This is a genomic window from Jannaschia pohangensis, assembly GCF_900113875.1.
GTDB classification, from domain to species: domain Bacteria; phylum Pseudomonadota; class Alphaproteobacteria; order Rhodobacterales; family Rhodobacteraceae; genus Jannaschia; species Jannaschia pohangensis.
This window is the reverse complement of sequence record NZ_FORA01000002.1, coordinates 1-17,702: the sequence shown is the minus strand read 5'-3', so window position 1 is coordinate 17,702 and position 17,702 is coordinate 1. Positions and strand designations below refer to the sequence as shown.

Sequence of the window (17,702 nt, the reverse complement as noted above, 5' to 3'; positions counted from 1 at the left end):
AACCTCATGTGTCGAGCCATTTGCCGAAAATGACAAACAGCTTGGGCCTCCCGTAGGTCCTCCGTAGCACTCCAGACCCGGCGGGGGCAGAGGGCGTTAGCGCCACCAGCCTCAGCCGATAGCGCAATCATGTGGCCGAAGTGCCACCGGATTTAACTTGGCCTTAATGGCAAGGGGGCCACAGTCTGGTCAGCGAATCACCCGATGGGCGATTTCGGTTGATCTTTGTGGGGTTTTTCGTGGACGGTAAGAAAAAATACGGCAGTAAAGCAGGCAATCAGAGGACATTGGCATGTCGCGTATCGCGCTGGTCGATGACGACAGGAACATCCTGACGTCAGTATCTATGACTCTTGAGGCAGAAGGCTTCGAGGTTGAAACCTACAATGACGGGCAGTCCGCCCTCGACGCGTTCAGTCGGCAGATGCCCGACCTCGGGGTGTTCGATATCAAGATGCCACGCATGGATGGCATGGACCTGTTGCAGCGTGTCCGGCAGAAATCGTCCGTTCCGGTGATCTTCCTGACATCCAAGGATGACGAGATCGACGAGGTTCTGGGCCTTCGCATGGGCGCGGACGACTATGTTCGCAAACCGTTCAGTCAGCGTCTGCTGGTCGAGCGTATTCGCGCGATCCTGCGTCGGCAGGAGGCCATTGCCTCCGACGAGACGGAAACACCCGAAGACACGCAGGTCATGGTTCGCGGCAATCTGTCGATGGATCCGCTGCGCCATGCGGTGAAGTGGAATGGGCGTGACGTCACCCTGACCGTGACCGAGTTCCTGCTGCTTCAGGCGCTGGCACAGCGTCCCGGTTTCGTGAAATCCCGCGATCAGTTGATGGACGTCGCCTATGACGACCAGGTCTATGTCGACGACCGGACCATTGACTCCCACATCAAGCGTCTGCGCAAGAAAATGCGCTCCGCCGACCCTGAGTTTTCGGCGATCGAGACGCTTTATGGCATCGGCTACCGTTACAACGAAGAATAAGCGGGGCTAGTATGGCTTCCGTGACCGATATGGATGTTGTCTCCGATGCGCCCAAGCGCAGTCGCTTTCGCCGCAGCAAGCCTGCGCGCGAGGGCGAAGTCGTTCTTGGCGAGGATTGGGAGCGTCCGGTATCCAGTGGCGAGACCGAGCTGGCCGCGGCACGCGCTCGGCGGGGTTTCTTTTCGCTGGATCGGTCGCCGTTGGCGCGGAAGATCATCCTGTTCAATTTGCTGGCGATTCTGCTGCTCGTCGTCGGCGTTCTCTTCCTGAACCCGTCGCGCGACAGTTTGTTGGTTCAGCGCGAACAGGGTCTGGTCACCGAGGCCCTGTTGATCGCGGACGTCTTCGAGGCGTCGCTGCCCTCCGGCGCCCCGGTCAGCCTTGCGGCAGGCGACGGCGTGAACGTGCCCGCGTTGCTCAACAGCATAGAATTGCCGCGCGGCGTCGAGGTGCATGTCTTCGATGTCGCAGGCTCTCTGATCGCGAATGCGACCGGAGATTTGGCTTCGGCCCAGGTCGCGGGCCTGAGCGAAGCCAATCAGAAGACCACGATCATCACGTCTGCCCTCAATTCCGTCTGGGAAGTGGCTTCGTCGATCTTCACCCGCTCCAGCGCCGAGATGCCGACGCCCGTCGAAGTGGCGACCGCATTGGTTGCCGAGACGGGAGCGAACGGCACGTCGATCCGCGGCTACAATGGCGGAGATGGCAAACTTTTCACCGTGGCGACGCCCATCACCTTGGACGGGCTTGCCATGGGGACGATTGCCGTGACGACCCGCGCGGGCGAGATCGACGCGCTTGTCCGGGTCGAGCGGGAACAACTTTTGCAGATGTTCGTCATCGCCCTTCTGGTGTCGATCGGGCTGAGCCTTGTTCTGGCATCGACGATCGCCAATCCGCTGTCCGACCTGTCGGCCGCCGCCGAACTGGGGCGGGACAAGCATGCCCGCAAGATGTCGCCGCAACGCGTCCGTATCCCTGACCTGACGGCTCGCCCGGACGAGATTGGCCGCCTTTCGGGCGCGCTGCGTGGAATGGTTGCGGCGCTCTATGATCGCATCGACTCGAACGAACAGTTCGCGGCCGACGTGGCGCATGAAATCAAGAATCCTCTGGCGTCGCTGCGCTCGGCCGTGGGGACCATGCGCCTGGCAAAGAATGACGATCAGCGCACGCGCCTTCTCGAAGTTATTGAACATGACGTTCGTCGGCTTGATCGCCTCGTTTCCGATATCTCGAACGCCTCCCGACTCGACAGCGAGCTCGTCAAGGAGGAGGAGGAGCCGTTCGATTTGGTCAAGATGATCTCCAACCTGGCGGTCTATCATGGCCAGGAGGCGGAGCTTCAGGATATCGAATTCATCACCGATCTTCCCAAGGAGCCCATCGTCATCATGGGGCTCGAGGCGCGTCTGGCGCAGGTTTTCGTGAACCTGATCACGAACGCCATGTCCTTTTGCGAAGAAGGCGACGCCGTCCGCGTCTGGCTGCGGCGCCGCGACAATCGCGTCCTCGTCGTGGTGGAGGATACCGGGCCCGGTATCCCCGAGGCTGCGCTGACGAAGGTCTTCAACCGCTTCTATTCGGAACGTCCCGAAAAGCAGTTCGGCAACCATTCGGGCCTTGGTCTGGCGATCTCCAAGCAGATCGTCGAGGCGCATGGCGGCGTCATCTGGGCCGAGAACATCCGCCCGACCGACATGGATATCACATCGGAGCCCCTGGGCGCGCGGTTCGTCGTCGGCCTTCCGGTCTGATCCGGGCCGATGCCAACTGCGACGGATATTCCCCAGATGTCTCCGTTGCCCGATGGTCGATTTTGTGTGCACGGCACCGCGGTTGTCCTTGGGCAACGCGCGGTTCTTCTACTCGGGCCGACGGGTGCAGGAAAAAGCGGTCTTGCGGCACAGCTGATCGCCCATGGGGGTAGACTGATCTCGGACGACCTTGTGGTGTTGGAGCCGACGGCCCGAGGGACCACTTGTTTGCGCCCCGAAGGCGCACCGGAAGCGATGGAATTACGGGGCTTTGGCATCGCTGCGACGCCGGTTGTCGGGAGCGCCCCACTCGCTCTGGCGGTATTGCTCGGGGCATCAGGTCCGCGACTTCCCGAAGGTGAGACATGGGGGCCAGAGGGCGGCAAAGTGCCTTTTGTCCGACATCCGACAACTGCGGATCTTGCGGCAAAGATCCTGATTTGGATGCGGGCAGAATGACCCGCGTTCACGACCCCGCGACAATCGTACCGGCGGCCCTACTCCTGCCGCGGTCAGCTATTATCTACGCGCTACCGCAACCGGAGGTTTCATGACGTCCTCGGTCGACGCCACCGACCTGATCCTTGTGACCGGTCCCTCCGGGGCCGGGCGGACAACTGCGATTCACGTGCTCGAAGATGCCGGCTACGAGGTGATCGACAACCTCCCGCTCTCAATGGTGGCCCGTTTGCTTGAGGCGGGAACGGATCGTCCTCTGGCTTTGGGGATCGACATCCGGAACCGGGATTTCAGCGTCGATGCGCTGATCTCGCTTGCGGCGAAACTGCGCTCCGATCCAGCGATGCTGGCCAGATTGCTCTATCTCGACTGCGCCCGGGACGCCCTTGTGGCGCGGTTTTCGGAAACTCGGCGTCGGCACCCCCTGGCGCCTTCTGAAGACGCGGAAACGGGTGTCACGCGTGAACTCTCGATTATCGGCTCGGTGGCCGACCACGCCGATGTCGTTATTGATACAACTGCGATGACGGTTCACGATCTCAAAGACGAGGTGCTCCGCTGGTTCGGACGCGATGCGCGCCAGTTGGCGGTGTCGATCCAGTCGTTCAGCTTCAAGAGGGGCGTGCCGCGTGGTCTTGACATGGTGTTCGATGTCCGCTTCCTAGCCAACCCCCATTGGGTACCGGACCTGCGGGCCGGAACAGGGATGGACGCGGCGGTCCGTGCGTACATCGTCGGCGACCCCCGGTTCGGGGACTTCTACGACCGGGTCAGCGGCCTGATCGTTTCGCTTTTGCCCGCCTACCGCGAGGAGGGGCGCGCGCATCTGGCTATCGGGCTTGGGTGCACGGGTGGACGACACCGCTCTGTTGCCGTCACGGAAATGCTGGCGGAAACCCTTGCTGAGGAAGGGTGGCAGGTGTCTAAACGTCATCGGGAACTCGATCGCCGCAGTGCGGAAACGATCGCCAAGGGGCCGGGGGACACGGCCACAGGGGAAGGCGCCGCATGATCGGCATTGTAATCGTCGCCCATGGTGGGCTTGCCGAAGAGTACCGGCGCGCGGTCGAACACGTGATCGGCCCGCAAGAGGGGCTGCTTGCGGTTTCCGTGGCCGCCGCCTGTGATCGACCCGGAAAGGAAGCCGAGATCTGCGCCGCGGCCGATGCCGTGGATGCGGGCGATGGCGTGGTGATCGTCACCGATATTTTCGGCGGCTCGCCATCTAACCTGTCGCTGTGCGCCTGTCGGCCCGATGATCGCGTCATCTTCTATGGTGCGAATCTGCCCGCCTTGATCAAATTGGCACGATCCCGACGCAAACCACTGCGCGACGCCTTGACCTTGGCCAAGGACGCCGGAACCCGCTACATGGATGTCGCACAGGGTCCGGCCGCCTGACGAAGGGGGCGGGGCAGGGGGATACGGATGCCGACACGGAAAATGCAGATCGTCAACGAAAAGGGCCTGCACGCGCGTGCCTCGGCCAAGTTCGTCGAAACCGTCGAGACATTCGACGCTTCTGCCAAGGTCCGCAAGGACGGCATGGAAGCCGCCGGAGATTCGATCATGGGGTTGCTGATGCTGGCCGCAGCGCGCGGCAGCCAGATCGAGGTCGAGACATCGGGCGCCGACGCCGAACCCCTGATGGAGGCGCTGGAGGCGCTGGTCGCGGACTTCTTCGGGGAAGGCATGTGAGCGACATCTCCTTCGGGAAGATGGCGCGGACCGATCCGGCGTCGGCTTATACACCCTATGACCGTGGCAAGTTGAGTTATGCCGGAACCTTCACCAACCCGGTTCAGGCGAACACCATCCGTCTTGTCGAATGGCTGACGGGCAAGCCGCGTTTGTTGCAGTTGATCCGAAGGTTCGAGAAGGAGGGGGTCGAGACCGGACAGGCGTTCTTCACCCATGCCTTGCGCGTGATGGGCATCACGGTACAGACGCCGTCCGAACAGATCGCCCGTATTCCGGCCAAGGGGCCGCTGGTCGTGGTGGCAAATCATCCCCACGGACTTGTCGATGGCATGGTCCTTGCGGCCCTGATTGGGCAGGTTCGTACCGACTACAAGATCCTCACGCGCAGTTTGCTGACGGGCGTGCCGGAGATTGCCGATTTCATGATCCCCGTGCCCTTTCCTCACGAAGCGGACGCACGCGAGAAGAACCTGGAAATGCGGCAGGCCGCGATGGATTACCTGTCGGGGGGCGGGGCCATCGTCGTTTTCCCGGCGGGGTCCGTCGCCGCCTCTGATACCGCGTTCGGTCCGGCGGTCGAGAAGCCCTGGCATTCGTTCACGGCCAAGATGATCCGGCGCAGCGGCGCGTCGGTTCTGCCGGTGCATTTCCAGGGTGAGAATTCGCGCGCCTACCAGATCGCGAACCGGCTGTCCGCGACGCTTCGACAGGGGCTTTTGCTGCATGAGGTGGTTCATGCGCTCAACCGGCCGCAATCTCCGACGGTGCGAACGCCTCTATCCCCGCGAGATCTGGCTCGGCGCGCCGAAACGCCGACGCAATTCATGGAATGGCTGCGGGCTTTGACCCTGGGCCTGGATCAGCGGGTCGGCGTCGGGGTATCGCCCCGGTAGTCATAAAAGCCGCGGTTCGTCTTGCGACCCAACCATCCCGCTTCGACGTATTTCGTCAGCAGGGGGCAGGGGCGATATTTGGTATCGGCGAGCCCGTCATGCAGGACGTTCATGATCGCAAGGCAGGTATCGAGACCGATGAAGTCCGCCAGCTCCAGCGGGCCCATGGGATGGTTCGCGCCCAATTTCATGGACGTGTCGATCGATGTGACGGTTCCGACCCCTTCATAGAGCGTATAGACCGCCTCGTTGATCATCGGCATCAGGATCCGGTTGACGATGAAGGCCGGGAAGTCCTCGGCCGTGGCGGAGGTCTTGTCGAGGCGGGTCACAACGCTCTGGCAGGCGTTATAGGTGTCTTCGTTCGTGGCAATCCCGCGGATGAGTTCGACCAGTTGCATGATCGGAACCGGGTTCATGAAATGGAAGCCCATGAAGCGTTCCGGCCTGTCCGTGCGACTGGCAAGGCGCGTGATCGAGATCGACGAGGTGTTCGACGTCAGGATCGTCTCGGGTTTCAAGACGGGCACCAGTTCGGCGAAGATGGCGTTCTTGATGTCTTCGCGTTCGGTCGCGGCTTCGATGATCAGGTCGGTCGGGCCGAGATCCGTCAGTTTCAGCGTCGTACCAATCCGCTCCATCGCCTCGTCGCGGTCCGATTGGCTGATTTTCTCGCGGCTGACCTGGCGGTCCATGTTCCGACCGATCTGGGTCAGCGCTTCGGAGAGCGCCTCGTCCCGCACGTCGCTCAGAAGGACGTCATAGCCCGCAAGGGCGCAGACATGGGCGATCCCGTTGCCCATCTGCCCTGCGCCGACGATGCCAATGCGTTTGATGTCCATGCCGATCTCTCCGTGTGTCGGCCGGACCATAGCAGGGGGAGGGGGCGGGGCAAGCGGCCGCGTGCCCCGGACAATTTTCAACGAATGGGGGGGTCAACCATTCGGTAAGGGGCACCTGCGAATTTTGTGGCGACGACCGAATCGCACGGACTCTCTCAAAATGACCCAGCCGGACCCCGCGGAAGGATTAAAGTATTACCCTTGCCGGTATGACACGTCCCGTATTCAGTTTCGGGGGCCGCGCGTGTCGCTGGACGGGCCCTACACCGCCGTCGTTGGCGGCTCCGAAGTCTATGGCAAATATGTGGATGATCCGTTCACGGACCAGCTTGCGGAACGAACCGGGCGCCGCGTGGTCAATCTGGGCATTCTGAACGGTGGCCTCGATGCCTTCGTTCTCGATGACGGTGTGCTGCGCGTTCTTGCAAACGCGGAAACGGTCGTGGTGCAGGCCATGGGCGCGCACAACATGTCGAACCGCTACTACACCGTTCATCCGCGTCGCAACGACCGGTTCCTCAAGCAATCGAGCCAGATGACGCAGCTGTTCCGCGACGTGGATTTCAGCGATTTCTCTTTCACGAGACATATGCTCTCCAGTCTCAAGGCCCGGTCTCCCGGACGCTTCGCCAAGGTCGAGGCCGAGTTGCAGAAGGCCTGGGTCGCGCGCATGCGCCTGTTGTTTTCGCGGATACCGGGCAAACGCGTCCTGCTGATGATCGAGAACAACAACGACCGGGGCCTGGGGCCGGAGCCGCTGTTTGTGACCATCGACATGTTGCAGGAGCTTGAGGGCTCTATTGACCGTGTCGTCCAATGCGATGTCAGCGATACGATGTCCGACGCCAGCCTGGATGAGATGACCTTCCCCGAGAAGGAACGCGATGCCGCGGGTCAGATGCTGACACCCGAAGGCCATGCGCGTGTCGCCGAGGCGCTCGCCAAGGCTGTGCGCCGGTCGAACGGATTGGCGGCCTGACCGCGCAACGAAAAAGGCGCCCAAAATCCGGACGCCTGGTTCGTTGCCGAATGTCCCGCGATCAGATTTTTTCGATCAGTTCCGGAACAGCGGTGAACAGGTCCGCGACCAGGCCATAGTCGGCGACCTGGAAGATCGGCGCTTCCTCGTCCTTGTTGATTGCGACGATGATCTTGGAGTCCTTCATGCCGGCCAGATGCTGGATCGCACCCGAAATGCCGACCGCGACATAAAGATCCGGCGCCACGACCTTGCCGGTCTGGCCCACCTGCCAGTCGTTGGGCGCATAGCCCGAGTCGACGGCCGCCCGCGATGCGCCGACGGCGGCGCCGAGCTTGTCGGCCAGCTTTTCGATCAAGGCGAAGTCCTCTTCGGACCCGACGCCGCGACCGCCCGAAACCACAACGCCGGCAGAGGTCAGGTCGGGACGATCCGAGGCCGCGACCTTGTCTTCGACCCATTCGCTCAGACCTGCGGTGTCGCTCAGCGCGACCTCTTCGACCGGAGCGCTGCCACCGGTCCCGACCGCGTCGAACGTCGCCGTGCGGACGGTCATCACCTTGGTGGCATCCGAAGATTTCACCGTCTGGATGGCGTTGCCCGCATAGATCGGGCGCTCGAAGGTGTCCGCGTCGACGACGCCGATGACTTCGGAAATGACCATCACGTCCAGCATCGCGGCCGCACGGGGCATCACCGATTTGGCGAAGGCGGTCGAGGGTGCGGCGATGTGGGAATAGTCGCCCGCCAGCGACACGATCAGCGCCGCAGTCGGTTCCGCCATGCCATGACACAGCGCATGGTCGGGTGCAAAGAGCACCTTGGTCACGCCGTCCAGTGTCGCGGCGGTGGCAGCGGCCTCATCGCCGCCCTTGCCGGCCACCAGGACATGCACGTCGCCCAGGGATTTCACCGCCGACACGGTCTTGGCGACGGCATCGATCGCCAGCGCGCCTTCGGACACTTCGGCCAACAGAAGAACAGTCATCACACAGCCCCCGCTTCTTTGAGTTTCGATACCAGTTCATCGACCGATCCGACCATCTCGCCTGCCTTGCGCGTCGCAGGCTCGGTCGTCTTAACGATGGCCAGACGGGGCGTGACATCGACGTCGTAGTCGGCGGCGGTTTTTTCATCGAGAGGCTTTTTCTTGGCCTTCATGATGTTCGGCAGCGAGGCATAGCGCGGCTCGTTCAGGCGCAGGTCGACCGTCACGATGGCGGGCATCTTGACCTTGATCGTCTGCAGACCCCCGTCCACTTCACGCGTCACGACCGCGCTGTCGCCCTCGACCTTGATTTCCGAGGCGAAGGTTGCCTGCGACCAGCCGAGAAGGGCAGAAAGCATCTGACCCGTCGCGTTCATGTCGTTGTCGATGGCCTGCTTGCCCGCAAGCACGAGGCCCGGCTGCTCTTCGTCGATCACCGCCTTGAGCAACTTGGCCACGGCCAGCGGCTCGATATCATTGTGAACGTCATCGGCGGCGACGATCAGGATGGCGCGGTCGGCACCCATGGCCAGCGCGGTGCGCAGCGTTTCCTGCGACTGCTTGACGCCTATCGACACGGCGACAACTTCGGTTGCCGTTCCCGCCTCTTTCAGGCGAATGGCCTCTTCGACGGCGATCTCGTCGAAGGGATTCATGGACATCTTGACGTTGGCCAGATCAACGCCGGTCCCGTCCGCCTTGACGCGAACCTTGACGTTGTAATCGATGACCCGTTTGACGGGTACGAGCACCTTCATGGCGGTCTCCTCCTGCAGCAGCCTTTGGCTGGTGTTACCGTAAGGATAGTGTCGGGCACAGACCGAAAACGACCGGTTGACGCGTTGTGACGCACCGTTTCTGGGTCAGCGATTGGCCCCCGGAACCCACAGGACATCGGCGCGTCCGTCATCATTGGCGATGCGCGACGCGACGAAGAACCAGTCCGACAACCGATTGAGGTATTTCACCGCGGCGGGGTTCACGTCTTCCTGACCGGCAAGCTCCACCGACAGGCGTTCGGCGCGGCGGGTCACGGTCCGACACAGATGCAGATGCGCGGCCAGGGCCGACCCGCCTGGCAAGACGAAACTGCGAAGCGGTTCCAGCGCGGCGTTCATGGCGTCGATCTCTGCCTCAAGCCGATCCACCTGGGCCGCCGCAAGACGCAGCGGGGGGTACTCCGCCTCGCCGTCGCGGTCCATGCCGGGGCGGCACAGGTCCGCGCCGAGGTCGAAGAGGTCGTTCTGGATCATCGCCAGCTGCTTGTCCATGTCGCCTTCGGCATGCAGGCGCGCCATGCCGATCGTGCAATTGGCCTCGTCCACGGTGCCATAGGCCTCGACCCGGGCCGAGGTCTTGGGCACCCGCGTGCCGTCCCCGAGGGCCGTCGTGCCGGCATCGCCGGTCCGCGTGTAGATTTTCGATAATACGACCATGGCTCTATCCTTTCGATCTGATCCAGACGAACCCGACCAGCAGGATCACCGCGACAAGCTGCGCGATCAGGCGCATGCGCATGATCTTGTTGGCGTGCTTCTTGTTGAATTCGCCGCCTTTGGCGAAACCGCCGATGCCGAACAGCAAGATGACCAGAACGACAAGACAGGCACCTGCCACGACATAAAAGAGGGGATCGTCACGCATCGGATGCCTTTCAGTACAAGTCTTTGACGGGCCACATAAGGCGTCGGTTCAGGAATTCGACACGATTTTGTCCATCAGCCACGTCGGCAGCAGACGTTTCGTCACCATCGCCAGGGTGGTCGGGACCGTCACGCGGTAGCGGGCCTTGGGTCGCGGGGCATCGAGCGCGTGGATCAACGCCTTGGTCACGGCGTCCGGCGGCAGTTCGAACCGGGCGGTGCTGTCCTGATTGAGGCGGTCGATCACCTTCTCGTAGTCGGCGCGCCGGGCCGAGGATGTCCAATCGATCCAATGTTCGAACTGGCGCCGGGCGTTGGCCCGGAACCGTGATGTGATCGGGCCCGGCTCGATCAGGATGATGTCGATTCCGGTGCCACGCATCTCGATCCGCAAAGTGTCCGTAAGGCCTTCGAGCGCGAATTTGGTCGCGTTGTAGGCCCCGCGCCAGGGGGCGGCGGCAAAGCCCAGGACACTGGAATTCTGGACGATCCGGCCATGACCCGCCGCCCGCATCACGGGGATGACCTGACGCGTGAGTTCGTGCCAGCCAAAGAAATTGGCCTCGAACGTCTGGCGCAGGGCGGCCGTGGGCAGGTCTTCAACCAACCCCGGGATGGCATATGCCCCGTTGTTGAAAAGCGCATCGAGAGAGCCGCCGGTGGCCTCGAGCACATCCGTCAGACCGGTGATGATCGTCTCGGGCTCCTCGTAGTCGATGAGGGGCGACATCAACCCTTCGTCGGTCAGCCGCGCGCAATCCTCGGCCCTGCGGCAGGCGGCAAACACGGTCCAGCCGCGCGCCCTGAGGGCGTGGGCAGCGTGGTGGCCGATGCCGGTCGAGCATCCGGTGATGAGGATGGATCGTGTCATGCCTCAGGCGTTAGCAGGCGCCCCGACAAAAGAAAACGGGTGCCGCGATGACGACACCCGTTCGACTGGAAAACGCTGTTGCCGTTTAGGCCGGTTCCAGGAAGCGGACCGACATGAACCCGGTCTTGCCGGTGGCCGTGTCCCGGATTTCGATCCAGCCGTCGGTCTCTTCGCTGATGGCTTCCGCCAGGGTTCCGCCGGGCAGGCTGTCGACGACGCGGTTCGATGTCGACGGCCCCGAACGCATGTTCACCCGCGATCCCGTGACCCGGAACAGCCGGTCCGGGTCGACATCCTGCGGGGCGGTGACGACGACCGGCGCGGCGGGCTCGATCAGATTGACGACAACGGGTTCACCGATGAGGCGCGGGCCACTTCCCGACGTCGGCTCGGGGGCGGACGCGGCGATCACGGAGGCGTCGGGGACACCGCCATCGCCGACGGCAGAACGCGTAACCTGTGCGGGTTGCGCGTTGCGGTTCAGAACCACGGGCGCAAGAAAATCTGCGTTGCTGCCCGCAGGGGCGGAGTCAACGGCGGCAATGGACGTCGATGTTTCGGGTTGGCCCCAGATCACGAAGCCGGCGTACAGCGCGGCCGCGAGCGTGAAAGTCAATTTAATCATGGCGGCAGATCTTCCCTCCCCAAGAAGAGACACAATTACGAACGGTAAAAGAGCCCATGGCAGCGGGCATTCAATGTCAGTGGGTTAACACATTTTCAACAGATTCCAAAGGCGGCAATCGCTTTCTGCGGCGACTGTGCTGCTTGTGTCGCGGGGACCTGCTGGATACATCATCTGGCATGAATGACCATGACGACACCGAAGATGTGGACAAGAACACGCCGGGAATCGCGTCGGAGCCGCTGCGCGTCGCCATCGGCGATCGCTATCTTACCTACGCATTGTCCACGATCATGCATCGGGCCTTGCCCGATGCGCGGGACGGTCTGAAGCCGGTTCATCGGCGGATTCTCTATGCCATGCGGCGGCTTCGGCTGTCATCGACGGGCGGGTTCCTGAAGTCCGCGAAGATCTCCGGCGACACGATGGGCGATTTCCATCCCCACGGCGATACGGCGATCTATGACGCGATGGCGCGCCTCGCCCAGGATTTCGCGGTGCGTTATCCGCTGGTCGACGGGCAAGGCAACTTCGGCAACATCGACGGCGATAACCCCGCCGCCAGCCGTTATACCGAAGCACGCATGACCGCCGCGGCCGAAGCGTTGCTGGTTGGCCTGGACGAGAACGCAGTCGATTTCCGGGACAACTATGACGGGCGCTTGCAGGAGCCTGTTGTGTTGCCCGCCGCCTATCCGAACCTGCTGGCCAATGGCGCGGCCGGTATCGCCGTCGGCATGGCGACGAACATCCCGCCGCACAATATGGACGAACTGATCGCGGCCTGCCTGCATCTGATCAAATCCCCGAATGCGCGCGACGAGACGCTTCTGGATCATGTGCCCGGTCCCGACTTTCCGACGGGCGGCATCATCGTCGAGCCGCGCGAGTCGATCCTCGAAACCTATCGAACCGGGCGGGGCGCCTTCCGTTTGCGGGCAAGGTGGGAGCAGGAGGATCTGGGCAAGGGGCAATGGCAGATCATCGTCACCGAGATTCCGTACCAGGTGCAGAAGGGCAAGCTGATCGAGAAGCTGGCCGAGCTGATCCAGACCAAGCGTGTGCCGATCCTGGCCGATGTGCGCGACGAAAGTGCCGACGACATCCGCATCGTGCTGGAGCCGAAATCGCGCAACGTCGACCCCGAGACCTTGATGGCGACGCTTTACCGCGTGTCCGAACTGGAGGTGCGCTTCTCGCTCAACATGAATGTGCTGATCGACGGGGTCACGCCCAAGGTCTGCAGCCTGCGCGAAGTTCTGCAGGCATTCCTCGACCATCGTCGTGACGTGCTGCTGCGCCGCTCGAAACACCGGGTGGAGCAGATCGACCGGCGGCTCGAGGTGCTCGAAGGCTTCATCATCGCCTATCTGAACCTCGACCGGGTCATCGACATCATCCGCTATGACGATGCCCCCAAAGAGGCGCTGATGTTCGAACCCTGGGGCGAACCCGCGGCGCGGGCCAAGGACGAGAGCGACTATCGCTCGCCCCTGCCGTCCAAGCGCGAGCACAGCCTGACCGAAGTTCAGGCCGAGGCGATCCTGAACATGCGCCTGCGGGCCTTGCGGCGTTTGGAAGAGATGGCGCTTCTGAAAGAGCGGGACGCGCTGATGGAGGAGCGTGCGGGCCTCGACGATCTGCTGCAGACCGATGAGCTGCAGTGGAAGACCATCGCGGATGAATTGCGCGAAGTGCGCAAGCAGTTCGGCAAGGCCACCGATCTGGGGCGCCGTCGCACGTCCTTTGCGGAAGCGGTCGAAATCGCCGAAGTCCCGCTGGAAGCGATGATCGAGCGGGAGCCGATCACCGTCGTCTGCTCCAAAATGGGGTGGGTCCGGGCCTTGTCGGGGCATCAGCCGCTCGACAAGGAGCTTAAGTTCAAGGACGGCGACGGCCCCGCATTCCTGTTCCACGCCGAGACGACGGACAAGCTGGTCGTCTGGGGCAGCGATGGACGCGCCTTCACGGTGCAGGCCTCGAACCTGCCTGGCGGACGTGGCATGGGCGAGCCTCTGCGCCTGATGATCGACCTGCCGAACGAGACCGATATCGTCGACATCCTGATCCATACGCCGGGGCGCAAGCTCCTGCTCGCATCCTCTGCGGGCGACGGGTTCGTCGTGCCCGAGGACGAGCTGATCGCCTCCAAACGGGCCGGAAAACAGGTGCTGAACGTCAAGCCGGGCGTGTCCGCCCTGCGGCCCGTGGTGGCCGAGGGCGACCACGTGGCTTGCGTCGGAGACAATCGAAAGATGCTGGTCTTCCCGCTGGCCGACCTGCCTGAAATGCCACGCGGCAAGGGTGTGCGCCTGCAGAAGTTCAAGGACGGCGGCTTGAGCGATGTGACCGTTCTGACCTTTGCCGACGGCTTGAAGTGGCCCGATGGCGGCGGGCGGACGCGCCATGAGACGGACCTGACCGAATGGTTGGGACAACGCGCACAGGCGGGTCGCATGGCCCCACGCGGTTTCCCGCGTGACAACCGCTTTGCCTGACGGATGGCGACCAATGACACACTGACGGCGCAGATGGACGGCGGGCGGGGGCACCTCCTGGCGCTGGTGTTCAAGACGACCGCGCTGACCGTGCTCACGTTGGGTCTCTACAGCTTCTGGGGGCGCACACGGATCCGCCGCTGGATCTGGTCTTCGCTCCGGGTGGGCGGCGCTCCGTTCGAATATGCCGGACGGCCCCTCGAAAAGCTGATGGGCTTCGTGATCGCCGCCGTGATCGTCGCGATCTATCTGGGCCTTGTGGTGATGGTTCTGATCTTTGCATCACTGAACCTCGCGGGCTCGCCCGGTCCGGGGACATTTGCCGCTTTTGCCCTGCTCTTGCCGGTCTATTGGTTCGCCAAGTACCGCGGCCAGAGGTACCTGCTCAATCACACCCGCTGGCGCGGCATTGCATTCTCGATGGAGCCGGGGGCGGCGGGATATGCGGTGCGGGCGGTCGGCTGGTCCCTGGCCTCGGTCCTGACGTTGGGCATTCTCGTGCCCCTGCGGGCGCATCGGCTCTGGCGGTACCGGGCCGAGCGGACGTTCTTCGGCGATCAGCGTTTCGGCTTCGTCGCGCAGGTTCGAGACCTATACGCGCCCTTCGGCCTCGTCCTCGCCGGGCTCTACGGCACCATCCTGTTCATCGCTCTGGCCGAAGCCGGGTATGATGCGGCCTCAATCGGAATTTTCTGCACAGCGCTTTTCCTTGTCTGGGCGTGGATCAACTGGCGCGTCGTCTCGTTCCGTATCCTTGCGTCCGGCTTGCGCTGCGGCGACGGGATCGCGCTTCGCGTGAATCCCCGGACCAGCGTCGTCATCCTGATCCACCTTCTTGGCTGGCTGCTGACAGGCGTCCTGCTTGTGGCGACGGTGATCGGTCTGGCCATCGCAACCGGGGCCTTCGCGGCGGGCACGGCATCGCAGATCGACTGGAGCCGACTCGAGGATGCGTCGCCCTATCTCATCGCGCTGGCCCTCGCGCTGTTCTACCTGACGTTCTTTGTCCTTCGGGGTGCCCTTGGCATCGCGATGGTGACGTTTCCGCTCTTCCGCCACGTTGCCGGAACGCTCGACGTCTTTGGGGCCGGGGACATCCACATGATCCAGCGCGGCGAGGCGGCCCATATGGCGGATGCGGATGGCTTTGCGAACCTGTTCGACATGGGGTCGGGAATATGAGCGATTTTGGGTCCGATGCAGTCCCGGTCTACGGCGATTTCTTTGATGGCGACCGGGCCCTGAAGCAACGGGTCCGCCTGACGTTCGAAAGCGACTACAAGGGGCACAGTCTTCGGATCGATCTGCCCGACGGCACGGCGTTTGCCTGGCCTGTCGATGCCATCCGCCAGCTTCCCGATCAGGCGCCGGGGCGGGCACAGTCCTATGGCATCTCGCTTGCCAGCGGATCGCGGGTGGTTGTGTCGGACGATGCCGGACTGGACCTCATGGAGAGTCTGGGTCGGGGCCTGAACCGACCGCTCAACGCCCCACGTCTCTGGCCACGTGCGATCCTGGTATCCCTTGCGGGGGCGGCGATGCTGTCGGCGCTGATCTTCGCGGTGTTGCCCGCGATGGCAGCCGTGCTGGCGCGCTTCATGAACCCCACGGCCGAAGTGGCCATGGGAGAAGAGCACTACCAGCTTCTGCGAGAGGCATTCGGTGGCCCGTTCGGCACCCTTGAAGAATGCACAAACCCCGAGGGGCAGGCCGCGCTCGACCGCATGGTCGACCGGGTCAGCGCGGATGTCGATCTGCCCTATCCCTTGCAGGTCGTCGTTCTGGATGACCGGGCGAACCCCGTCCTCAACGCCTTCGCGGTCGCTGGCGGACGGATCACGTTCTTCAATTCGCTGATTCAGCTTGCCGAATCCCCCGAAGAGGTCGCCGCCGTGCTGGCCCATGAACTCGGCCATGTGGTCCACGACGATCCGGTCCGGCATACCCTGCAATCGGCCAGCAGTCAGGCGGTTCTCGCCGTGCTGATCGGGGATCTGACGGGCGGTGGGATCCTGACGGGCGTGGCGGGTCAGGCGCTTACCTCGAACTATTCACGCGGGGCAGAGACGCGGGCGGACGATTTCGCCCATGGGCAACTGACCGCGACGGGCCTGCCGCCATCGGCTTTGGGCTCGTTTTTCGAGAGGGCCCGCGACGTCTGGGGCGAGGCCGAAGGGCTGGTGGCCCATTTCTCGAGCCATCCGCAGCTTGCCGCCCGGATCGAGGCGTCGGCGGGCGTGGGCGATCCGGATATCGGCCAGCCCGCCCTGACGCCCAAGGATTGGCAGGCGCTGCGGGATATCTGCGGCTAGACTTGCCCTTCGCAAAGGGGGCGGCTAGCACCGATCAAGGGACAAGGGCAGGGGAATGACGATGCACGAAACGTTCAGCCGCAGGGCTTTTGCAGGTCTTTCGCTTGGCGGCATGGCCGGTCTGGCGGGCTGCGCCGTGCCCGACCCGCTTGGGGAAGAGCAGCGGGAGATGGGGGATTTCCAGCTCGCCCTCGCCATCACGGTCGCCGAGAACGCCAAGAAGATCCCGCCGACGCGCGATGCATCGACCGAAGACTGGAAGCGCGTGATGAACGCCGAGATCGAACGCCGCTTCGGGCGGTACTCGGGCGGCAAGGATTACATCATCGCGCTGAACATCGATGGATATGCCCTGGCGCCGCCGGGTATTCCCGTGGTTCTGACGCCCAAGTCGATTCTCGTGGTGTCGGCGAACCTCTGGACAGCCGAGCCGCAGGAAAAGATCTCGGGCCCCGAGCAGATCACCACATTCGAGGGCGCGGACACCCTGTTTCTGGGGTCCGGCCTGATGAAGACGGCGGACGAGCAGATGGTCACCCTGGCGCGCAACATGGCGCGCAAGGTTCAGGCGTGGATGCTGCGCACCCCCGAGGTTTTCGGCCTGCCGACCTGACGCCCCGATGACATCGGGATCATGGCGGCCTTGCGGTCTTGCCAAGCGGCCCCCATCCCGTTAGACGGCCCGCGATGCAATACAGGGGCCTTTCCGGGTCCCACTTTTCAAGTCAGGGATCCATCATGGCGAAGGCAAAGTTTGAGCGTAACAAGCCGCATGTTAACATTGGCACGATTGGCCATGTTGACCACGGGAAGACGACGCTGACGGCGGCGATCACGAAGTATTTTGGCGACTTCAAGGCGTATGACCAGATCGACGGCGCACCCGAGGAGAAGGCGCGCGGGATCACGATCTCGACGGCGCATGTGGAGTACGAGACCGAGTCGCGTCACTATGCGCACGTCGACTGCCCGGGCCACGCGGACTACGTCAAGAACATGATCACCGGGGCGGCGCAGATGGACGGCGCGATCCTGGTCGTGAACGCCGCCGACGGCCCGATGCCGCAGACGCGCGAGCACATCCTGCTGGGTCGCCAGGTCGGCATCCCGCACATGGTCGTCTACATGAACAAGGTC

Annotated in this window: 20 protein-coding genes; 13 read left to right on the top strand and 7 right to left on the bottom strand. The window is 63.2% G+C overall.

The genetic code is table 11. The features are described from left to right. Window positions 1-292: 292 nt before the first annotated feature. The 7 genes from BM002_RS06945 to BM002_RS06915 all read left to right on the top strand — a co-directional run bounded on the left by BM002_RS06945 (window position 293) and on the right by BM002_RS06915 (window position 5,807). Window positions 293-994 (top strand): response regulator transcription factor, encoded by a 702-nt coding sequence (locus tag BM002_RS06945; RefSeq protein WP_092778945.1) that lies wholly within the window; start codon window positions 293-295, stop codon window positions 992-994. Window positions 995-1,005: 11 nt separating this feature from the next. After that, the gene (locus tag BM002_RS06940) at window positions 1,006-2,754 is read left to right on the top strand and encodes a sensor N-terminal transmembrane domain-containing protein (protein ID WP_092778943.1); all 1,749 of its coding nucleotides are present in this window, start codon (window positions 1,006-1,008) and stop codon (window positions 2,752-2,754) included. 9 nt (window positions 2,755-2,763) lie between these two features. Next, the gene (locus BM002_RS06935; protein ID WP_342707302.1) at window positions 2,764-3,213 is read left to right on the top strand and encodes an HPr kinase/phosphorylase; all 450 of its coding nucleotides are present in this window, start codon (window positions 2,764-2,766) and stop codon (window positions 3,211-3,213) included. Window positions 3,214-3,304: 91 nt separating this feature from the next. After that, the gene (rapZ, locus tag BM002_RS06930) at window positions 3,305-4,225 is read left to right on the top strand and encodes an RNase adapter RapZ (RefSeq protein ID WP_092778939.1); all 921 of its coding nucleotides are present in this window, start codon (window positions 3,305-3,307) and stop codon (window positions 4,223-4,225) included. Next, window positions 4,222-4,614 carry a PTS sugar transporter subunit IIA gene (locus BM002_RS06925; RefSeq protein WP_092778937.1) on the top strand — a complete coding sequence of 131 codons (393 nt, stop codon included), beginning with the start codon at window positions 4,222-4,224 and terminating at the stop codon, window positions 4,612-4,614. Before rapZ ends, BM002_RS06925 begins: the two co-directional genes overlap by 4 nt. A 27-nt stretch (window positions 4,615-4,641) precedes the next feature. Next, a complete protein-coding gene (locus BM002_RS06920; RefSeq protein WP_092778935.1) occupies window positions 4,642-4,911 on the top strand; it encodes an HPr family phosphocarrier protein in 270 nt (89 codons plus the stop codon). A 20-nt stretch (window positions 4,912-4,931) separates the two neighbouring features. After that, window positions 4,932-5,807, top strand: coding sequence for a lysophospholipid acyltransferase family protein (locus BM002_RS06915; RefSeq protein ID WP_092780395.1), 876 nt, complete (start codon window positions 4,932-4,934; stop codon window positions 5,805-5,807). Here the strand turns inward: BM002_RS06915 and BM002_RS06910 are convergent. Next, the gene (locus BM002_RS06910; RefSeq protein ID WP_092780392.1) at window positions 5,774-6,649 is read right to left on the bottom strand and encodes a 3-hydroxybutyryl-CoA dehydrogenase; all 876 of its coding nucleotides are present in this window, start codon (window positions 6,647-6,649) and stop codon (window positions 5,774-5,776) included. The genes BM002_RS06915 and BM002_RS06910 overlap by 34 nt on opposite strands. 160 nt (window positions 6,650-6,809) lie before the next feature. On the opposite strand from BM002_RS06910, the gene BM002_RS06905 reads away from it, so the two are divergent. Then, window positions 6,810-7,628 carry a DUF6473 family protein gene (locus BM002_RS06905; protein WP_139212304.1) on the top strand — a complete coding sequence of 273 codons (819 nt, stop codon included), beginning with the start codon at window positions 6,810-6,812 and terminating at the stop codon, window positions 7,626-7,628. Between the two features lie 61 nt (window positions 7,629-7,689). Here BM002_RS06905 and BM002_RS06900 read toward each other — a convergent pair whose 3' ends face one another. The 6 genes from BM002_RS06900 to BM002_RS06875 form a co-directional block, all read right to left on the bottom strand. Further along, window positions 7,690-8,616 (bottom strand): electron transfer flavoprotein subunit alpha/FixB family protein, encoded by a 927-nt coding sequence (locus BM002_RS06900; RefSeq protein ID WP_092778931.1) that lies wholly within the window; start codon window positions 8,614-8,616, stop codon window positions 7,690-7,692. Then, a complete protein-coding gene (locus BM002_RS06895) occupies window positions 8,616-9,374 on the bottom strand; it encodes an electron transfer flavoprotein subunit beta/FixA family protein (RefSeq protein WP_092778929.1) in 759 nt (252 codons plus the stop codon). The genes BM002_RS06900 and BM002_RS06895 overlap by 1 nt, the downstream gene beginning before the upstream one ends. Before the next feature lie 105 nt (window positions 9,375-9,479). Then, window positions 9,480-10,052, bottom strand: a complete 573-nt coding sequence (locus BM002_RS06890; RefSeq protein ID WP_092778927.1) for a cob(I)yrinic acid a,c-diamide adenosyltransferase — start codon at window positions 10,050-10,052, stop codon at window positions 9,480-9,482. 4 nt (window positions 10,053-10,056) lie between these two features. Further along, window positions 10,057-10,260 (bottom strand): twin transmembrane helix small protein, encoded by a 204-nt coding sequence (locus BM002_RS06885; RefSeq protein WP_092778925.1) that lies wholly within the window; start codon window positions 10,258-10,260, stop codon window positions 10,057-10,059. A gap of 48 nt (window positions 10,261-10,308) precedes the next feature. Next, window positions 10,309-11,130, bottom strand: coding sequence for an SDR family oxidoreductase (locus tag BM002_RS06880; RefSeq protein WP_092778923.1), 822 nt, complete (start codon window positions 11,128-11,130; stop codon window positions 10,309-10,311). An 85-nt stretch (window positions 11,131-11,215) separates the two neighbouring features. Continuing rightward, window positions 11,216-11,755, bottom strand: a complete 540-nt coding sequence (locus BM002_RS06875; protein ID WP_092778921.1) for an SH3 domain-containing protein — start codon at window positions 11,753-11,755, stop codon at window positions 11,216-11,218. Between the two features lie 179 nt (window positions 11,756-11,934). Between BM002_RS06875 and BM002_RS06870 the strand changes: the two genes are divergently transcribed. The 5 genes from BM002_RS06870 to BM002_RS06850 all read left to right on the top strand — a co-directional run. After that, window positions 11,935-14,253: a DNA topoisomerase IV subunit A gene (locus BM002_RS06870; RefSeq protein ID WP_092778919.1), complete on the top strand. Its 2,319-nt coding sequence runs from the start codon at window positions 11,935-11,937 to the stop codon at window positions 14,251-14,253. A gap of 3 nt (window positions 14,254-14,256) precedes the next feature. Then, a complete protein-coding gene (locus tag BM002_RS06865; protein ID WP_092778917.1) occupies window positions 14,257-15,435 on the top strand; it encodes a DUF898 family protein in 1,179 nt (392 codons plus the stop codon). Then, a complete protein-coding gene (locus tag BM002_RS06860; protein WP_092778915.1) occupies window positions 15,432-16,565 on the top strand; it encodes a M48 family metallopeptidase in 1,134 nt (377 codons plus the stop codon). The genes BM002_RS06865 and BM002_RS06860 overlap by 4 nt, the downstream gene beginning before the upstream one ends. Before the next feature lie 55 nt (window positions 16,566-16,620). Then, a complete protein-coding gene (locus BM002_RS06855; protein WP_139212303.1) occupies window positions 16,621-17,178 on the top strand; it encodes a hypothetical protein in 558 nt (185 codons plus the stop codon). Between the two features lie 125 nt (window positions 17,179-17,303). Continuing rightward, a partial coding sequence (locus BM002_RS06850; protein ID WP_139212302.1) for a GTP-binding protein occupies window positions 17,304-17,702 on the top strand: 399 nt, incomplete at its 3' end.